The sequence below is a fragment of the Streptomyces sp. NPDC088923 genome, assembly GCF_044749745.1.
GTDB lineage: Bacteria > Actinomycetota > Actinomycetes > Streptomycetales > Streptomycetaceae > Streptomyces.
The window spans coordinates 1,918,241-1,933,529 of record NZ_JBIVIO010000001.1 but is presented as its reverse complement, the minus strand read 5'-3'; the positions used below and the strand labels follow the sequence as shown (position 1 = coordinate 1,933,529).

Genomic DNA, 15,289 nt, shown 5'->3' with positions numbered 1-15,289 from the left:
CGGCCTCCTCAGCCGGTGGGTTCGCCACCCACCGGCAGCAGGCCGCGCTCCCCGAAGACCCTCTTCGCTACGAAGGTCGCGTTGAGGGCCTTCGGGATTCCGCAGTAGACGGCGGCGTGGAGCAGTGCCTCGGTGATCTCCTCGGGGCCGAGCCCGGTGTTGAGCGCGGCGTTGATGTGGACTTCGAGCTGGGGCTCGCAGCCGCCGAGCGCGGTGAGGACGCCGAGGGTGACGAGCTGGCGGTCGCGCGGGACGAGGCCGGGGCGGTCGTAGATCTCGCCGAAGGCCCAGCCGACGACCTGCCGCCCCAGTTCGGGGCTCACGTCGGCGAGCGACTCGACGACCTTCTCGCCGATGCTCCCGTCCACGCTCTTCAGCACGTCCAGCCCCCGCGCGTGCCGCTCCTCGGGGGTCCTCCAGGCCGCCTGCTCCGCCATGATGGGCCATCCTCTCGTCGTTCGCTGAGCCGTCGCCGAGGACGGTAGGGGCTGGAGCCCACTCAAAGGCAAGCCCCGATGATCAAGCCCCTCCAGCAACAGAGGAGCGGGGGCGTGGGGGCGGAGCCCCCGCATCCGGCTCCCCGCCCGCTGAGGGCTCCGCCGCCATCCCCGCGCCCCTGGTCCGCCCCCGCGGCCCCGCCAGGGCATACGTGATCCCGAACCCGAGCCCCACCACCGTGGCCCCGCCCACCGCGTCCAGCACCCAGTGGTTCCCCGTCGCCACGATCGCCGAGACCGTGAACAACGGGTGCAGCAGGCCCAGCGCCTTCATCCACCACTTCGGCGCGAGGATCGCGATCACGAGCCCGCACCACAGCGACCACCCGAAGTGCAGCGACGGCATCGCGGCGTACTGGTTGGTGACGGCGGTGAGCGTCCCGTAGTCCGGCTTGCTGAAGTCCTGCACGCCGTGGACGGTGTCGATGAAGCCGAGCGTCGGCATGAGGCGCGGCGGGGCGAGCGGGAAGAGCCAGAAGCCGAGGAGCGCGAGGAGCGTCGCGAAGCCGAGCGCGCTGCGCGCCCACCGGTACTCGGCGGGACGGCGGATGTAGAGGATCGCGAGGACGCTGAGCGGGACGACGAAGTGGAAGGACTCGTAGTAGAAGTTGAAGAAGTCCTCCAGCCAGGAGACCTTCACGACGGCGTGGTTGGCCCAGTGCTCGACGTCGATGTGGAGGAACTTCTCGATGCTGTGGACGATGTCCCCGTGGTCCTCGGCGGTGGCCCGGCCGCCGCGCGCGGCCTTGCGGACCTCGGAGTACGCGGCGTAGCCGACGCGGATGAGGAGCAGTTCGAGGAGCAGGTTGGGACGCCGGGCGACCCAGCGCCACACGGGGAGCAGCGGCACCCAGGACCAGCGGGCGGGGCGGCGCGGCAGGGGGATGGTCGGGACGGGGTGCTCGTAGGCGGGCGCGGAGGTGCTGAGGAAGGGCACGACGCAGGCGGCGGCGAGGGCCGCGATGAGGATGATGTTCTGCGTGATCGGGTCGAGGCTCGCCATGTTCGGCAGCAGCACCTTGGGGGTGAGCGAGAGCGCGAGCACGACGGCGACGGGCCACACGTACCGGTCCGCCGCCTTGGTGCCGACGCGGCCGACGGCGGTGAGCAGGACCCACAGCATCTGGTGCTGCCAGCTGGTCGGCGAGATCGCGACGGCGACGCAGCCGGTGATCGCCACGGCGAGGAGCGGCTGCCCGTCCGCCGCGTACCGCACCGCGCGGCGCAGCCCCCCGTAGACGACGAGGAGCGCGAGCACGGCGTAGAGGGCCAGCTCGGCGGGACCGTGCAGGCCGAAGCGCAGGAGCGCGCCGTGCAGCGACTGGTTGGCGAGTTCGTCGCTGGAGCCGAGCCCCGCGCCCGCGATGTGGTGCACCCAGTAGGTCCACGAGTCGTGCGGCTGGGCGATCCAGGCGAGCGCGGTGCCGGCGAGGAAGGTGGCGAGCGTGGAGAGGCCCGCGCGGCGGCGGCCGGTGAGCCACAGGAGCGGCGCGAAGAGCAGCATCGTCGGCTGGAGGGCCGCCGCGAGGCCGATGAGGATTCCGGCCGGGACGTCCTTGCGCACGGCGAAGCAGCCGAGGACGACGAGGAGGACGGGGAGGATGCTGAGCTGCCCGGTGTGGAAGGCGTTGCGCACCGGGAGCGAGACGAGGAAGAGACAGATCGCGACGGGCGCGACGAGCAGCGGTACGAGGCGGGAGTGCGAACGGGGCCGGGGCACCGCCCGCGCGACGACGAGGCCGAGCACGACGACGAGCAGGAGGCTGGCCACCGTCCACAGCACGCCGAGGGTGTCCTGCGCGGCCTCGCGCAGCGGCTTGAGGACGAGCCCGGCGAAGGGGGACCCCGTGAAGCTCCCGGTGTCGTACAGGGAGCCGGAGACGTGGAGGACGCCCTGCGGGCCGACCCATGTCTCCAGGTCGGTCAGCCGGTCCCCGGGAGGCAGCCGCAGGACGGCCGTGAGCTGCCGTACCACCAGTGCCGCGGCGGCGGCCCACAGCACGACGCAGAGGACCCGCATCCGGGCCCTGACACCGTCAGGACCGCCGGGACCGAACATCCCGTCCGTCCCGCTCCGCTCCGCATTCGCCACGTCGTGTGGCCTCCCGCCCCGCTCGTCGTTGTCCGGCACGTCCCGGCCCTCGGTGGCGCGCTCCGTGCTCCCAGAGGCTCGTGCCGCCCGTGTACGCAGACGCAGCCGGGCCCCTGTTCGCCTCATAGCCTCTTCTCTTTCACCTTGCCGTTGACCACGTTTGACCGGCTTTTGGCCGAAAACTGAGGATCTGGACAAGGTCGTCCGCCACCGAGGAAGCGGACGCCTACCGAATTCTCGCGGAACGGCGCGGAACACTCCCCCTCGCCCCCGCTCGGGGCGGGGAAAGCGTAGCCGTCGGCTCGCGGCCGGTTTCCGCCGCACCTTCCCGGCAACAGAGTGGTCACCCTACGTGACAGCCGGGAAGCCCGGGACCGCCCGGAGGACCTGATGGTAAGTTCCTTTCGGGAACTCACCCGTTCCCCGCCGAGAGCCGCCGAGATCCATCCGAGAGCCACCGAAAGAGGCGCCACCGTGCCCGACCCCGCGCAGACCTGGACCGCCGTCGACACCTACTTCACCGATCTGCTCGCCCCCGCCGAGGACTTCTTCGCCGAGGCGCTGCGCGCGAGCGACGCGGCCGGGCTGCCGCCCATCGCCGTCGCGCCCAACCAGGGCAAACTGCTGCGCCTCCTCGCCGAGACGCAGGGCGCCCGCCGCATCCTGGAGATCGGCACGCTCGGCGGCTACAGCACGCTGTGGCTCGCGGGCGCGCTCCCGGCGGACGGGAAGCTGATCACGCTGGAGTACGAGCCGAAGCACGCCGAGGTGGCACGCGCCAACCTCGACCGCGCCGGGTACGGCGAGACGGTCGAGATCCGCGTCGGCGCGGCGCTCGACAGCCTCGCTGCGCTCGCCGGGGAGAAGCCGGAGCCCTTCGACTTCGTCTTCATCGACGCGGACAAGGTCAACAACCCCGGCTACGTCACGTGGGCCCTGGCCCTGACCCGCCCCGGCAGCCTCATCGTCATCGACAACGTCGCCCGCGACGGCGAGGTGATCGACCCGGACAGCACCGACCCGCGCGTCATCGGCACCCGCGCGGGTCTCGACCTCGTCGCCCGCGAGCCGCGCCTGAGCGCGACGGCGGTGCAGACGGTGGGGAGCAAGGGGTACGACGGTTTCGCGCTGGCCCGCGTCGTGAGCTGAACGCCGGGGGGGCCGAGCGCCGGGGGGTTGAACACCCGTAGGAGTCCTCGTGGTGACCGTTCGAAGGACTTCGCGGCGTGACCGCCCGGGGGACAATGGGCGCGTACGCGCGAGGACGACGGCGGACGGAGACCACGGCATGACCGAGCGGAAACCCCCCGGTCTGGACTTCGAGTCCTGGATCGACCGGCAGATCAGGGAGGCCGAGGAACGCGGCGAGTTCCGCGCCCTGGCCGGGAAGCCGCTGCCCGACGAGGGGCCGCACCACGACGAGTCGTGGTGGATCAAGGGGAAGATGGCCCGCGAGGGCCTCTCCCACCTGCCGCCCTCGCTGGCGCTGCGCAAGGAGGCCGAGGACACCCTCGCCGCCGCGCGAGAGGCACCGAGCGAGGCGATGGCGCGGCGCCTGGTCACGGAGCTGAACGAGAAGATCCGCGCGGCGCTGCGCGGCCCGCTGGAGGGCCCTCCGCTGCGGCTGAGCCCATACGACGTGGAGGAGATCGCGGCGCGGTGGCGGGCGGCGCGGGACGGCGGCGCCTGAGGCGGCGCCGGTACGGGGCCGGTTTCGCCCGTACGAGGGACGATGCGCGCGCGGGCGCCGGGTCGCCCGGAGCGGGCACCGGAGCGGGCCGCGGCGGCTCACGGCATGCGGCCCACCGCCGCGCACGGCATGAGGAAGGGGCGGAGGACGGGGTCCCACCCGTCGTCCGCCCCTTCCGGCTCTCGGGGAGCGCGGTCCCTGACGTCCGTGCGTGCGCACGGGGCGCGTCACAGGCTCAGCAGGCGCTCCGTCGTCTCGCGGTACTCCTGGAGCGCGAGCCGCAGCCGCTCGGTGTCTGCCTCGGTGCCGTGCCCCGGGCGGGAGGCCGTCCTCTCCTCGCCGGGCACGCGGGTACCGGCCTCGGTCTCCGTGCCGGCCGTGGCGCCGGTCGTAGTGCCGGTCTCCGTGCCGGTCGTGGCGCCGGGCTTCCGCGCGGAGGCGGCGCCGGCGAGCCCGGCACGGTCGTCGGCCGTACCGTCGCGGTCGGCGTCGCGCGCCGTCCCCGTGCGGTCCCGGTCACCGGTCAGGTCCGCACGGTCGCCGGACAGGTCCGCACGGTCGCCGGACAGGTCCGCGCGGTCGCCGGTCAGGTCCGCGCGGTCGTTGCGCAGGCCCGTAGCGGCGCCGCTCGGCGTACCGTCGCCGAACCCCTTGCCGTCGCCGAACCCCGCGCCGTCGTCGTGCCGCGTGCGCTCGGTGCTGCCCGTGCTCCGGGCGCTCTTCGCGCCTGCCTTGCCGTCCCACGCCGAGCGGAGTTCACCGTGGCGGTGGACGAGGGCCTCGTGGAGCTGTTCGACGATCTCGGCGAGGAGGCGGTCGGCCTTCTCGACGGCCTCGGCGGGCGAGTCGACGAACTCGCTGACGGCCTCGCGGAGTTTCGGTTCGAGGCGTTCTCGTGCGTCGGCGGGCAGGAAGCTCGTGGCGGCGTAATCGCCGGAGCCGGTGGTCGTGGCCTTGTCGGGCAGTATCGCGGTCATCTCGGTCAGCTCCTCCGGGCCTGGTGGCCCTCGTAGGTCTCAGTGGCTTCGGGGACGGGGGCCGGGGCCATACCCGGCGCCGGGGCCTGTGCCGTGCCGGCTGCGGGCGGTGTGTCCGGTCCCTGCGCGCCTTCGCTCGCGCGCTCGGTGCGGTGTGCGGTGTCGCGCCCCGTACGCGTCCCCGAGGTGCCCGCGCCGATGAGGTCCTCGAAGAGGCCGCGCGCGGCGAGCAGCGCCTCGCGCAGTTCCTCGGTGCTCTCGTGGCCGCTCTCGGCGGGGTTCAGTGCGGCGCGGAGCCGGCGGTAGCCGTCGACGTGGTGCGGGTGGTGGACGGAGAGCGAGTCGAGCCGGGCCGCGTGCCGGTCGCCGCCGGGGTGGCCGACGGCCGTCGCGGTCTCGGCGAGGAGCCGGTCCGCCTCGGCCGCGGCCTCGCGCGGCGCCTCGACGAAGCGCTCCTGGAGGGTGCTCCAGGAGGCGAGGAGGCGGGTGCGCTCCTCGGCGGCCGGGGTGTGCTCGTGCAGCGAGCCGTAGGTCTTGACGCGCTCCCTCAGCTCCTGCTCGGCGGCGCGCTTGTCACCGTCGTGGTGGCGCACGGCCCGGTCGTACTCGGGGCCGAAGCGCCGCGGCAGCGAGCCGCCAGAGGCGCCGGCACCGCGCCGTACGAGGAAGAACGCGACGGCGGCGAGGACGACGACCACCACCACGATCAACACGATTGTCAAGGCGGGAGACATGCTTGCCCTCCGTGGGAATGAGTCCGGCGGAACCCGCGTCCCTGTCCCGGACCCGGGGTGTTGCGTTCAGCACTCCGGGTTGCCGCGAACGGCGCGTCAAAACCGCTGGCCCACAACCGGCACGGTGGGTGAGGATCGAAGGATGGACGCACGCTGGGCGATCGCCCCGGAACCGCACGAGTCGCCGATCGCCCTCGACCTGTGGCGCGCGTACTACACGGAGCTCTCGGACCGCTGGTACCGGCTGCGCGAGGGGCACGACACGGAGCCGGGCGAACTGCGCCGCGCGCTCGCCGCCTCCGACCACACACCGCTCGCGCCGCCGCACGGGCTGCTGCTCGTGGGGCGGTACGGGGACGAGGCGGCCGGTTGCGTGGGGCTGAAGGCGAGCCGTCTCGACCCGCACGCCCTGGAACTGACGCGGATGTTCGTGCGTCCCGCGTTCCGCGGTCTGGGCGGTGGCGGCCTGCTGCTGCGCGCGGCGGAGGCGGCGGCGCGGGAGCGCGGGGCGCGGCGCGTGGACCTCGACACTCGGCACGACCTGGTGGAGGCGCGGGGGCTGTACACGCGGCACGGGTGGCGGGAGACGGGGCCGCTGTGGGAGGACACGTACGCGCAGCGGTGGTTCAGGAAGGAACTGGACGCGCGGGAGGTGCCGAGGACGGTCTCGGTGACGCCGGAGGGGTCGCGGGCGCCGGACGCGGCCGTCTGAGGGCGGGCTCGCGGTGGGTTGACGGCTTGTCATGGTTCGCCCGGTCGGACAGGTGCTCAGGGAGTCTCGGCATAATCGCGGGGATCGCTGAGGGGGCCGGGAGGGGACTGCGGTGCACGAACAGGAACGCGGACACAGACGCGAGCAGGGACACGAACAGGAAGGCGAGCGGACGGGGAGAGCCGCGCGGGAGCACGGGCAGGAGCCCTGTCCGGAGTGCGGAAGGCCGCGCGAGGGCGGGGCGCCGTGCGCGTGCGGGGCGGACGGCGAGGAGTTCAGCCCGCTGCGGGTGCGGCCGTACGTGACGGTCGGCGAGGAGGACGACGGGGCGGAGCCGGAGCCCACAACGTACGGCGGGGCGCTCCCCGAGGCGACGATGCGGCTGCCGCGCGTCCCCGGGCCGGGTCTTCCGGACGCGGGCGAGCCGGACGGGGAACCGGGGGGCGGCGGGCGGCGCAGGGGGGTCTACGTGGCCTCGGGGGCGGCCGTCGTGGTGGTCGGCGCGGTCGCCGCGCTCCTCGCGGGCGGCGCGTTCTCCTCGGACCCGGCAACGCCGGGACCGGCGCCGGGCGTCGCGGCGGCGGCGGCCGAACCGAGCACGGCGCGTACGGGCGGGGCGGCACCGTCCCCGAGCGCCTCGGCGTCCCTCTCCCCCACGACCGGCGCCTCCCCCTCCGCGTCGGCCTCGTCGTCGCCCAGCGCCTCGGCGTCCGGCACGACGCCGAGCCCCGGCGTCTCGGCCTCGGTGTCCCCGGCGGCGAGCGCGAGCGAGGCGGGGTCGCCGCTCCCGACCCGTAGCGAGGTGCGGAAGCCGCCCACGGCGGGGCCGTCCGAGCAGCGGCCGCCCGAGGGTGTGACGGCGGCGGTGCTGCGAAGGGGCGACAGCGGCCCGGAGGTCACGGAGCTGGAGGCGCGGCTGCGGGCCGTCGGCATCTACCCGGGGCGCGAGGACGGCCGCTTCGACCGGACACTCCAGTACGCGCTGACGACGTACCAGGTGACCCGGGGAGCGGACGACGAGCACGGGGTCTACGGGGCCGACACGCGGACGAAGCTGGAGGGCGAGACGCCGCAGCTGGGGTAGCGGCGGCAGACCCCGCGGCGAGGCCGCGCGGGGTCAGCCGAGCCGGACCCGTACGCCGTCCGCCGTGCCCTCGATCCGTACCGCGCGCAGGTCCGTGACGTGGTGGTCCGGCGCGTACGCCGCGGCGCGGGGGCCGATGCCGAGGACCGTGGCCCCGGCGGCGCGACCGGCCGCGATACCGGCGGCGGAGTCCTCCAGGACGAGGCACTCGGCGGGGTCCACGCCGAGCGCGGCGGCGCCCTTGAGGAAGCCCTCGGGGTCCGGCTTGCTCGCGCCGACGTCCTCGGCGGTGACCCGTACGGCGGGGAGCGCGAGCCCGGCGGCCGTGAGCCGGGCGGTGGCGAGGGGGACGTCGGCGGAGGTGACGAGGGCGTGCGGGTACGGGGCGAGCACGGCGAGGAGCGCGGCGGCGCCGGGGATCTCGACGACGCCCTCGGTGTCGCGGGTCTCCTCGGCGAGCATGGCCTCGTTCTCGGCGAGGTTGATCTCGACGGGGCGTTCGGGGAGCAGCGCGGCCATGGTCGCGTACCCCTGCCGCCCGTGCGCGACGCGCAGGACCTGCTCCGGGTCGAGCCCGTGGCGCAGGGCCCAGGCCCGCCAGACGCGCTCGACCACGGCGTCGGAGTTGACGAGCGTGCCGTCCATGTCGATGAGCAGGGCCTTGACGTGCAACTCGGTACGCGGCATGTCACACCTCGGGGCGCGGGGAACACGGGCGGAGAACAAGAGTGGTCCCGCCCACAGGTCAGGGTTTGCGGGCGGAACCACTTTGTTCGGCCACGATACAAAACGGGCCGCTGAGGCGCCACACCACCCCCGCCCCGCGCCCCGGCTCAGGCGACGGCCTCGAAGAGGCTGAACGCGCCGAGTACGAGCATGACGAGCACGGCGGCCTTCGTGACGAGCCCGAGCGGCACCTTCCTCATGAGCCCGCGCCCGCCGAGCACGACGAGCGCCCCCACCGCCCACAGCGCCGCGACCGCGCCGACCCCGACGGAGAGCGGCTGGCCGGCGTAGCTGGCGGCGAGGTTCGCGGTCACGATCTGCGTGAGGTCACCGAACTCGGCGGCGAGGATGAAGGAGAACCCGGCCCCCGCGACCGGCCAGAAGCTCTGCCCGCCGGGCTCGCGCGCCCTGGCGACGGCCGCCTCGTCGGGCGGCCGCTGGAGCAGCAGGAACGCGGCCCCCGCGAGGAAGAGCACCCCGGTGAGCGCGCGCAGCAGCCGCGTGGGCAACAGCGTCAGCACACTGCCCGCCGCGATGGCGAGGACGACATGGAGCAGGAAGGCGGCGGCCATCCCGGCATAGACGTACGAGGCGCGGTACCGCGTGCCGAGCACGAGCCCGGCGAGCGCCGTCTTGTCCGGCAACTCGGCGAGCACGACCACCCCGAAGGCCAGCGCGGCCACCCCGACATCGAACACACTCCCCGCCTCCCGCGACACCCTGCGGCCCGGAGCGAAGCCACCCCGGCACCCGGCCCCGAAGGTACCGGTTCCCGGGAAGGGGGAGCGCAGCGGCGAGGGGGCGGGATACGAGGGACGGCGTGCGGTTCGCCTCAGTCCGTGCCGCTCGCCCCAGTCCGTGCCGCTCGCCCCAGTCCGTGCCGCTCGCCTCAGTCCGTGTCGGTCGCCGCGAGCACCGCCAGTTCGCGTCCGTCCGGGCGCACGGCGGCGAAGCCGACATCCCAGGCGACCATCCGGAACCACTTCGTGACGCCCGCGAACCCGTACCAGGCGCACCCGTACGCGATCTCCTCGACGTGCGCGGGCTCCGCGTCCTCCGGCGCCCCCGCGAGCGCGGCGAAGGAGCGCCAGGCGGCGAGTCGCCCGTAGGCGCCGTACTCCCCTCCGCTGTACGCGCCGCCGTGCGCGGCGGCCGCGAAGAGCACCGCCCACACCTGTTCGGGCGTGGGGCGGGTGAGCGCGAGCGGGCGGCGGGGCTTCGCGGTGGCGAGCGAACCGAGCCCGAGGCCGCGCAGGAGGAGGGGCACGGCGGCCTCGGCGACAGGTGCGGAGAGTTCCCAGTGCCCGCTCTCGTACGTGCCGTTGGACTCGGCGCACCAGTTGTGGACTGCCGCGCCGGCGTTCGCGCGGAAGGCTTCGGTGGTCCGCTCCGTCGCGAGCGGCGGACGGCTGCCGGACCGGGCGGGGGCCAGGGAGGCGCCGGGGCGCGGATCGGGCAGTGAACGGGAACTGCCGCGCGAGGAGTTGGACGCGAGAGCCGGACGCTTCTCGACGGTGAGCAGTTCCAGCGGGAGCCGGCGGAGCGGGTGGTGACGCCAGTGCCGGGACCGGGCCCACCGGTCGAGGGCGGGGACCTCGCCCGGCAACGCACCGCGTAGGACCAGCTCGTGGACGAGACAGGCCCGCGACTCCTCCGGCGCGTGCGCGCGGGCACCCCCGGCGAAGACCGCCCCGAGGTCCGCCGGCGACTGTCCCTCGGCGAGGAGGGCCGCCGCGAGGCGGGGATACGGGGGCGTCGCCCCGTTCGTCGCGTCGACGAGCCGTACCGCCTCCTCGACGTGCTCGCGCCCCGGGGTGAGGCAGAGCAGACGGAGGAGGCGGCCGAAGACGTTCCGGTGCTGCCACGCGTCGACGCCGCTCCTGGCCAGCGCCACCCCGAGGTCGCCGAGGAAGCGGGCCTCGCCCGCCGCCAGGGCGGCTTCGGCCATGCCGCCCACGTCGGCCACGCTCTCCCGGTCGCCCAGCCCGCGCAGGACCGCCGCCACTCGCTCGTTCATGCGGGGAGCGTACGAGGAGCGGACAGACGGCGGCGCGCGGATTTCCCGGCGGCGGGCCCCTCACGACGGACGCGTCCGGCGCGCCACATCCCCCGGAGCCCGTACCGCAACCGCCTCACGCACCTCCGCACCAAGCCCCCACACCTCCCCCGCCCCGCGCGCGACATCCGCACGCCCGCGCACGACCGACGGCCGCTCACCACCCTTGTAGTGACGTGCGCATGACGTCACGCTGTTACCTGGTGACCACCCCACGGAAACCCCGGGCCGCCAGTCTGAAGACGGCCTGAAGACGGCCCCACCCCCACATCGAGGAGTCAACGTGCCCTCAAGTCAGGACAGTTCGTCCCGTCTCTACGCGCGTCACGACCGCCCGGCGACCCGTCGCCCCCGCCGTCTGCTGGGCGCGCTCGGCGCCCTGACCGCCGCGCTCACCACCGTCTCCGTCCTCGCGGGTCCGGCCGCGCAGGCCGCTCCGCCGACCCCCATCGCCGCCTCCACAGCCCGGAGTTACCTCTCGGAGCTGACGGTCGCCTCGCCGGGCTCGATGAGCGGGTACAGCCGCGACGCGTTCCCGCACTGGATCACGCAGTCGGGCAGTTGCGACACCCGCGAGGTCGTGCTGAAGCGTGACGGCACGAACGTCGCCCAGAACTCCAGCTGTTCGGCGACCTCGGGCACCTGGAAGTCCCCGTACGACGGCGCCACCTGGAAGGCCGCCTCCGACGTGGACATCGACCACGTCGTCCCGCTCGCCGAGGCGTGGCGCTCGGGCGCGAGCTCCTGGACCACCGCGCAGCGCCAGGCCCTCGCCAACGACCTCACGCGCCCCCAGCTCGTCGCCGTCACGGACAACGTCAACCAGTCGAAGGGCGACAAGGACCCCGCCACCTGGATGCCCCCGCTCGCCTCGTACGACTGCGTGTACGCCCGCATGTGGGTCCAGGTGAAGCACTACTACGACCTGGACGTCGACTCGGCGGAGAAGAGCGCGCTCCAAGGAGTGCTGAACGGCTGCTGAGGCCGACCTCCCCGCCGCGGGAACCGTCCCCTCCCCGCCCACCGTTCTCCCCAGTGATTCCGTTCGAGAGGCACGCGCCCTGTTCGAGAAACACGCGTCCCGTTCGAGCGACCGGGTAGGCGCGGAGGCGCGGGGCGAGGACGAGCGTGGAGGGCGGGCGGAGATGGCGAAGCTGCTGCTGGGGCCGGTGCTGCGGTACGTGGACGCGAGGTCGGCGACCGTCTGGGCCGAGACGGACGAGGCGTGCACGGTACGGGTGCGCGGGGCGCTGCCTTCGGAGGGCGCGGGAGGCGGTACGGGTACGGGGAGCACGGCCTCCCCCGCGTCCTTCTCCGGTGAGGCCGCGACCTTCCGCGTGGCCGGGCACCACTACGCCCTCGTCGTCCTCGACGGGCTCCCGCCCGGTGCCGCGTTGCCGTACGAGGTGACGGTCGAGGCGGACGGCGGCGGGGGCGAGGCACGGGTGTGGCCCGAGGAGGGTTCGGCGTTCCCGCCTTCCGAGATCCGCACGCCGAGCGAGGACCCCGCGGCCCCCGTCCGGATCTCCTTCGGCTCCTGCCGCTGGGCCGCGCCACCGGCCGAGGAGAAGGACCCGGTGGGCCCCGACGCCCTCGACACCCTCGCGCGCCGCCTCGCCGGGGAGCCCGCGGGCGAGCGCCCCGGGCTGCTCGTCCTGCTCGGCGACCAGGTGTACGCGGACGAGGTCTCCCCGGCGACGCGGGAGTGGATGGGGCGGCGGCGCGACCTGGACCGCCCGCCCGGGGCGCAGGTCACCGACTACGCCGAGTACACCCGGCTCTACGCCGAGTCCTGGGGCGATCCGGAGATCCGCTGGCTGCTCTCGACGGTCCCGAGCGTCATGATCTTCGACGACCACGACGTAATAGACGACTGGAACACGAGCGACAAGTGGCTCGCGGAGATGCGGGCGACCGACTGGTGGCGCGAACGGATTCTGAGCGGCCTGATGTCGTACTGGGTCCATCAGCACCTCGGCAACCTCTCCCCCGCCGATCTCGCCGCCGACCCGCTCCTGGCCGCGATCCGCGCGGCGCCCGGCCGCGACGGCACCGAGGCGCTGCGCGCCTTCGCCGAGCGCGCGGACGCCGATCCCGCCGCCGTGCGCTGGAGCTACCGGCGCGATCTCGGCCGTACCCGGCTCGTCATGATCGACTCGCGGGCCGCGCGGGTGCTGGCGGAGGACCGGCGCGCGATGCTCGAGCCGGAGGAGGAGGACTGGCTGGGCGCACAGGTCCGCGAGGACCGGGGCGCGTACGACCATCTCCTGCTCGGCACCTCGCTGCCCTGGCTCCTCCCGCACCTGATCCACGACCTGGAGAGCTGGGACTCGGCGCTGTGCGGCGGGGAACGGGGCGCGCGCTGGGCCGGGCGCGGCGAGTACCTGCGGCGCGCGGCCGACCTGGAGCACTGGGCGGCCTTTCCCCGCTCCTTCGGCGCGCTCGCGGGCCTGATCGCGGAGATACGGGAGGGGCCTGAGGCGCCCGCGACGGTGAGTGTCCTGTCGGGCGACGTGCACCACGCCTACGTCGCCGAGGCCCGCTGGCCGCGCGAGGGCGCTGCGGGGTGGCCGCGCGAGGAAGAGGCGGTGCCGGGCAGCCCGGTGTACCAGCTCACGTGCTCGCCCGTGCACAACTCGGTGCCGCTCGCGATGCGCTTCGGGTTCCGTTTCGGGTGGACGGGCACCGGGCGCGCGCTCGGCGGGCTCTTCGCCCGGCACGGACGCGTGCCACGGCCCGCCGTGCGCTGGCGGCGCGGCGGCGGGCCGTGGTTCGGCAATCAGCTCATGACCCTCGACCTGCGCGGCCGGACGGCCGAGCTGACCTTGGAGAAGGCGGTGGTACGGGGCGGACGCGCCGCCCTGCGGGAGGTGACGCGCACCCGGCTGCACCGCGACTGAGGCCGGGGACGGCCCTCCCGCCGCCGCCCGCGGAAGCGCTCCTCACCGCCCGCCGAAGGGTACGGAGACGCAGGCGGCCCGCTCGCTCGCTCCGGCCGCCTCGTGGAGGACGATCGACCGGGCCCCGCCGGGGCGGAAGCCCCAGGGGTGCGTGGCGGTCGCGGTGCCGTCGCCGAGGGCGTCGGCGGTGAAGTCGAGCCAGACCTCGTTGCGGGGGTTGGCGTACGCCGGGCCGGTCGAGGGGCGCCGCGGGTCCGCCCTGTGCTGGTAGTGCCCGCCCGCGGCGGCCGGGTCGGCGCCGCAGACACCGGTGTGCACGTGCGCCCCGTAGTGGTGGCCCGCCTTGAGGCCGGTGACCCGCAGCGTGACGCGGGTGCCCTCGCCGTCGGTGCGCTGCTCGACCCGGACGCCCGCGCCCGCCGGGACGAGCGAGGGCTTGTAGGTGAGCGCCTTCGGGAGGTCCGCGGCGGGCACGAGCGCCTTCGGCACGGTGGAGAAGCGGGAGCCGAGGAGCAGCTGATAGGCCCCGGACTCTCCGGGTGCGGCGGGCGCGGATTCCGTGAGCGGGACGACCGGCGCGACGGGCTCCGTGTCGGCGGGCGCGGTCCCGGCCCGTACGCCCTGGACCGCCGGTCGCACCGTGGTGCCGGCGGCCGGGCGCGGCAGCGGGCGCAGCGCGGGCCTGGCCGGGGGCGCGGCCGGGCGCAGGTAGGAGGAGGGGAGCGGGCCGTGCGCGGGCGCGCCCACCGCCTCCCGGTCCGCCGCGGGCCGAGGCGGTTCCGGCCTGGTGCCCGGCCCTGTCGGTACGGCGACTGCCTGGCCACTCGCCCCGGCCGCCGCCAGCACGGCCGCGGCGACGGCCCCGGCGACCCTTCCTGACACCATCTGCTGCTCCTCGCGCTCGGTCCCCGTTCGCTTACCTGCGGTGCCTTCACTCGTACGGGACGCGGCCGCCGGGCGCCGCTCGGGTGGGGCACGTGGGTGAACGTGAGATGTCCTACAAGCGCACCCCCCGGCAAAGCTCCCTGTGATCAGTCCGCGTACGCTGTATGGCTGAGATCCGATCGCCCTTGCCGCCCCTCGTGCGACAGCGTGGCGCTGTCCATGACCGGGAGTTTTCGGTGTTCGAGAGCCTGGGGCCGCTGACCGGCAGCCCGTGGATGTACGCGGTCATCGCGCTCTCGGTCGCGCTCGACGTGTTCCTCCCCGTACTGCCCAGCGGTGTGCTGGTCGTGATGGCGGCGACGGCGGCCGCCGCGACGGCTTCGGCGAGCCCGCACGTGAGCCAGATCCCGCACGTGGTGCTGCTCGCCGCCTGCGCCGCGGTGGCCTCCGTGCTCGGGGACCTGCTGGCCTTCCGGCTCGCGCTGCGCGGTGGCGCGCGCCTGGACCGGGCCATCGCCCGCTCCCGCAAACTGAGCAGCGCGCAGGAGCGGCTGGGCTGGGCGCTCGCGCGGGGCGGCGGGGCCCTCGTCATCCTGGCCCGCTTCGCCCCCGCGGGGCGCTCGGTCGTCTCCCTCGTCGCGGGCGCGGCCCACCGCCGTACCCGGGACTTCCTGCCCTGGTCAGCGGTCGCGGGCGTCGCCTGGGCCGCGTACAGCGTGGCGCTGGGCTACTTCGGCGGCCAGTGGCTCGGCGCCAACTGGTTCGGCACGGCGATCTCGGTGGCGGCCCTCTTCGCCGCCGGCACGGGAGCGGCCTTCCTCATGCGCCGTCCCGCCCCCTCGGCCCCGGGCCCGCGTGCGGGACGGAACGCGCCGCAGAGCTGAGCCGGGCCTGCCGTACGGAACAGCCGCTGAACGCGGCGGGGTTGGGCACACG

General features: G+C 74.7%; 16 protein-coding genes. 7 read left to right on the top strand and 9 right to left on the bottom strand.

Going from position 1 to position 15,289, the window contains the following annotated elements:
- Window positions 1–8: 8 nt before the first annotated feature.
- Together ACIP4O_RS08735 and ACIP4O_RS08730 are read right to left on the bottom strand one after the other, a co-directional pair.
- On the bottom strand, window positions 9–437 hold the full coding sequence (locus ACIP4O_RS08735) for a carboxymuconolactone decarboxylase family protein (protein WP_401573032.1): 429 nt from the start codon (window positions 435–437) through the stop codon (window positions 9–11).
- Between the two features lie 82 nt (window positions 438–519).
- Complete coding sequence (locus ACIP4O_RS08730) at window positions 520–2,556, bottom strand: bifunctional glycosyltransferase 87/phosphatase PAP2 family protein (RefSeq protein WP_401573900.1); 2,037 nt, start codon at window positions 2,554–2,556, stop codon at window positions 520–522.
- Between the two features lie 507 nt (window positions 2,557–3,063).
- Here ACIP4O_RS08730 and ACIP4O_RS08725 point away from each other — a divergent pair.
- Complete coding sequence (locus ACIP4O_RS08725; protein ID WP_401573030.1) at window positions 3,064–3,738, top strand: O-methyltransferase; 675 nt, start codon at window positions 3,064–3,066, stop codon at window positions 3,736–3,738.
- Window positions 3,739–3,877: 139 nt separating this feature from the next.
- On the top strand, window positions 3,878–4,279 hold the full coding sequence (locus ACIP4O_RS08720) for a DUF1992 domain-containing protein (RefSeq protein ID WP_401573028.1): 402 nt from the start codon (window positions 3,878–3,880) through the stop codon (window positions 4,277–4,279).
- A gap of 227 nt (window positions 4,280–4,506) precedes the next feature.
- Here the strand turns inward: ACIP4O_RS08720 and ACIP4O_RS08715 are convergent, their stop codons facing one another.
- Both ACIP4O_RS08715 and ACIP4O_RS08710 read right to left on the bottom strand, forming a co-directional pair.
- The gene (locus tag ACIP4O_RS08715; protein WP_401573026.1) at window positions 4,507–5,256 is read right to left on the bottom strand and encodes a translation initiation factor IF-2; all 750 of its coding nucleotides are present in this window, start codon (window positions 5,254–5,256) and stop codon (window positions 4,507–4,509) included.
- 5 nt (window positions 5,257–5,261) lie between these two features.
- Window positions 5,262–5,990, bottom strand: coding sequence for a hypothetical protein (locus ACIP4O_RS08710; RefSeq protein ID WP_401573024.1), 729 nt, complete (start codon window positions 5,988–5,990; stop codon window positions 5,262–5,264).
- 142 nt (window positions 5,991–6,132) lie between these two features.
- On the opposite strand from ACIP4O_RS08710, the gene ACIP4O_RS08705 reads away from it, so the two are divergent.
- Window positions 6,133–6,702, top strand: a complete 570-nt coding sequence (locus ACIP4O_RS08705) for a GNAT family N-acetyltransferase (protein WP_401573022.1) — start codon at window positions 6,133–6,135, stop codon at window positions 6,700–6,702.
- 465 nt (window positions 6,703–7,167) lie between these two features.
- On the opposite strand, the gene ACIP4O_RS08700 is transcribed toward ACIP4O_RS08705, so the two are convergent.
- Complete coding sequence (locus ACIP4O_RS08700; RefSeq protein WP_401573020.1) at window positions 7,168–7,521, bottom strand: hypothetical protein; 354 nt, start codon at window positions 7,519–7,521, stop codon at window positions 7,168–7,170.
- On the opposite strand from ACIP4O_RS08700, the gene ACIP4O_RS08695 reads away from it, so the two are divergent.
- A complete protein-coding gene (locus tag ACIP4O_RS08695) occupies window positions 7,505–7,786 on the top strand; it encodes a peptidoglycan-binding protein (protein ID WP_401573018.1) in 282 nt (93 codons plus the stop codon). The two genes, ACIP4O_RS08700 and ACIP4O_RS08695, sit on opposite strands and share 17 nt — an antisense overlap.
- 33 nt (window positions 7,787–7,819) lie before the next feature.
- Here the strand turns inward: ACIP4O_RS08695 and ACIP4O_RS08690 are convergent, their stop codons facing one another.
- The 3 genes from ACIP4O_RS08690 to ACIP4O_RS08680 all read right to left on the bottom strand — a co-directional run bounded on the left by ACIP4O_RS08690 (window position 7,820) and on the right by ACIP4O_RS08680 (window position 10,529).
- The gene (locus ACIP4O_RS08690) at window positions 7,820–8,473 is read right to left on the bottom strand and encodes an HAD-IA family hydrolase (RefSeq protein WP_401573016.1); all 654 of its coding nucleotides are present in this window, start codon (window positions 8,471–8,473) and stop codon (window positions 7,820–7,822) included.
- Between the two features lie 146 nt (window positions 8,474–8,619).
- Window positions 8,620–9,210: a TMEM165/GDT1 family protein gene (locus ACIP4O_RS08685; protein ID WP_361322033.1), complete on the bottom strand. Its 591-nt coding sequence runs from the start codon at window positions 9,208–9,210 to the stop codon at window positions 8,620–8,622.
- 191 nt (window positions 9,211–9,401) lie between these two features.
- Window positions 9,402–10,529 carry a DUF6183 family protein gene (locus tag ACIP4O_RS08680; RefSeq protein WP_401573014.1) on the bottom strand — a complete coding sequence of 376 codons (1,128 nt, stop codon included), beginning with the start codon at window positions 10,527–10,529 and terminating at the stop codon, window positions 9,402–9,404.
- 400 nt (window positions 10,530–10,929) lie between these two features.
- Between ACIP4O_RS08680 and ACIP4O_RS08675 the strand changes: the two genes are divergently transcribed.
- Both ACIP4O_RS08675 and ACIP4O_RS08670 read left to right on the top strand, forming a co-directional pair.
- On the top strand, window positions 10,930–11,550 hold the full coding sequence (locus ACIP4O_RS08675; RefSeq protein WP_401573898.1) for an HNH endonuclease family protein: 621 nt from the start codon (window positions 10,930–10,932) through the stop codon (window positions 11,548–11,550).
- Between the two features lie 163 nt (window positions 11,551–11,713).
- Entirely contained in the window at window positions 11,714–13,468 is a 1,755-nt protein-coding gene (locus tag ACIP4O_RS08670) for an alkaline phosphatase D family protein (RefSeq protein WP_401573012.1), read from the top strand.
- A gap of 42 nt (window positions 13,469–13,510) precedes the next feature.
- Here the strand turns inward: ACIP4O_RS08670 and ACIP4O_RS08665 are convergent, their stop codons facing one another.
- On the bottom strand, window positions 13,511–14,353 hold the full coding sequence (locus tag ACIP4O_RS08665) for a superoxide dismutase (protein ID WP_401573010.1): 843 nt from the start codon (window positions 14,351–14,353) through the stop codon (window positions 13,511–13,513).
- A gap of 236 nt (window positions 14,354–14,589) precedes the next feature.
- Here ACIP4O_RS08665 and ACIP4O_RS08660 point away from each other — a divergent pair, with 236 nt between their 5' ends.
- The gene (locus ACIP4O_RS08660; protein WP_401573008.1) at window positions 14,590–15,237 is read left to right on the top strand and encodes a DedA family protein; all 648 of its coding nucleotides are present in this window, start codon (window positions 14,590–14,592) and stop codon (window positions 15,235–15,237) included.
- Window positions 15,238–15,289: the final 52 nt, after the last annotated feature.

What these genes read in the sequence shown, in the direction of transcription:
- ACIP4O_RS08735 (WP_401573032.1), bottom strand. Translation starts at nt 437, where the DNA reads ATGGCGGAGCAGGCGGCCTGGAGGACCCCCGAGGAGCGGCACGCGCGG.
- ACIP4O_RS08730 (WP_401573900.1), bottom strand. Translation starts at nt 2,556, where the DNA reads ATGTTCGGTCCCGGCGGTCCTGACGGTGTCAGGGCCCGGATGCGGGTC.
- ACIP4O_RS08720 (WP_401573028.1), top strand. Translation starts at nt 3,878, where the DNA reads ATGACCGAGCGGAAACCCCCCGGTCTGGACTTCGAGTCCTGGATCGAC.
- ACIP4O_RS08715 (WP_401573026.1), bottom strand. Translation starts at nt 5,256, where the DNA reads ATGACCGCGATACTGCCCGACAAGGCCACGACCACCGGCTCCGGCGAT.
- ACIP4O_RS08710 (WP_401573024.1), bottom strand. Translation starts at nt 5,990, where the DNA reads ATGTCTCCCGCCTTGACAATCGTGTTGATCGTGGTGGTGGTCGTCGTC.
- ACIP4O_RS08705 (WP_401573022.1), top strand. Translation starts at nt 6,133, where the DNA reads ATGGACGCACGCTGGGCGATCGCCCCGGAACCGCACGAGTCGCCGATC.
- ACIP4O_RS08690 (WP_401573016.1), bottom strand. Translation starts at nt 8,473, where the DNA reads ATGCCGCGTACCGAGTTGCACGTCAAGGCCCTGCTCATCGACATGGAC.
- ACIP4O_RS08680 (WP_401573014.1), bottom strand. Translation starts at nt 10,529, where the DNA reads ATGAACGAGCGAGTGGCGGCGGTCCTGCGCGGGCTGGGCGACCGGGAG.
- ACIP4O_RS08670 (WP_401573012.1), top strand. Translation starts at nt 11,714, where the DNA reads ATGGCGAAGCTGCTGCTGGGGCCGGTGCTGCGGTACGTGGACGCGAGG.
- ACIP4O_RS08665 (WP_401573010.1), bottom strand. Translation starts at nt 14,353, where the DNA reads ATGGTGTCAGGAAGGGTCGCCGGGGCCGTCGCCGCGGCCGTGCTGGCG.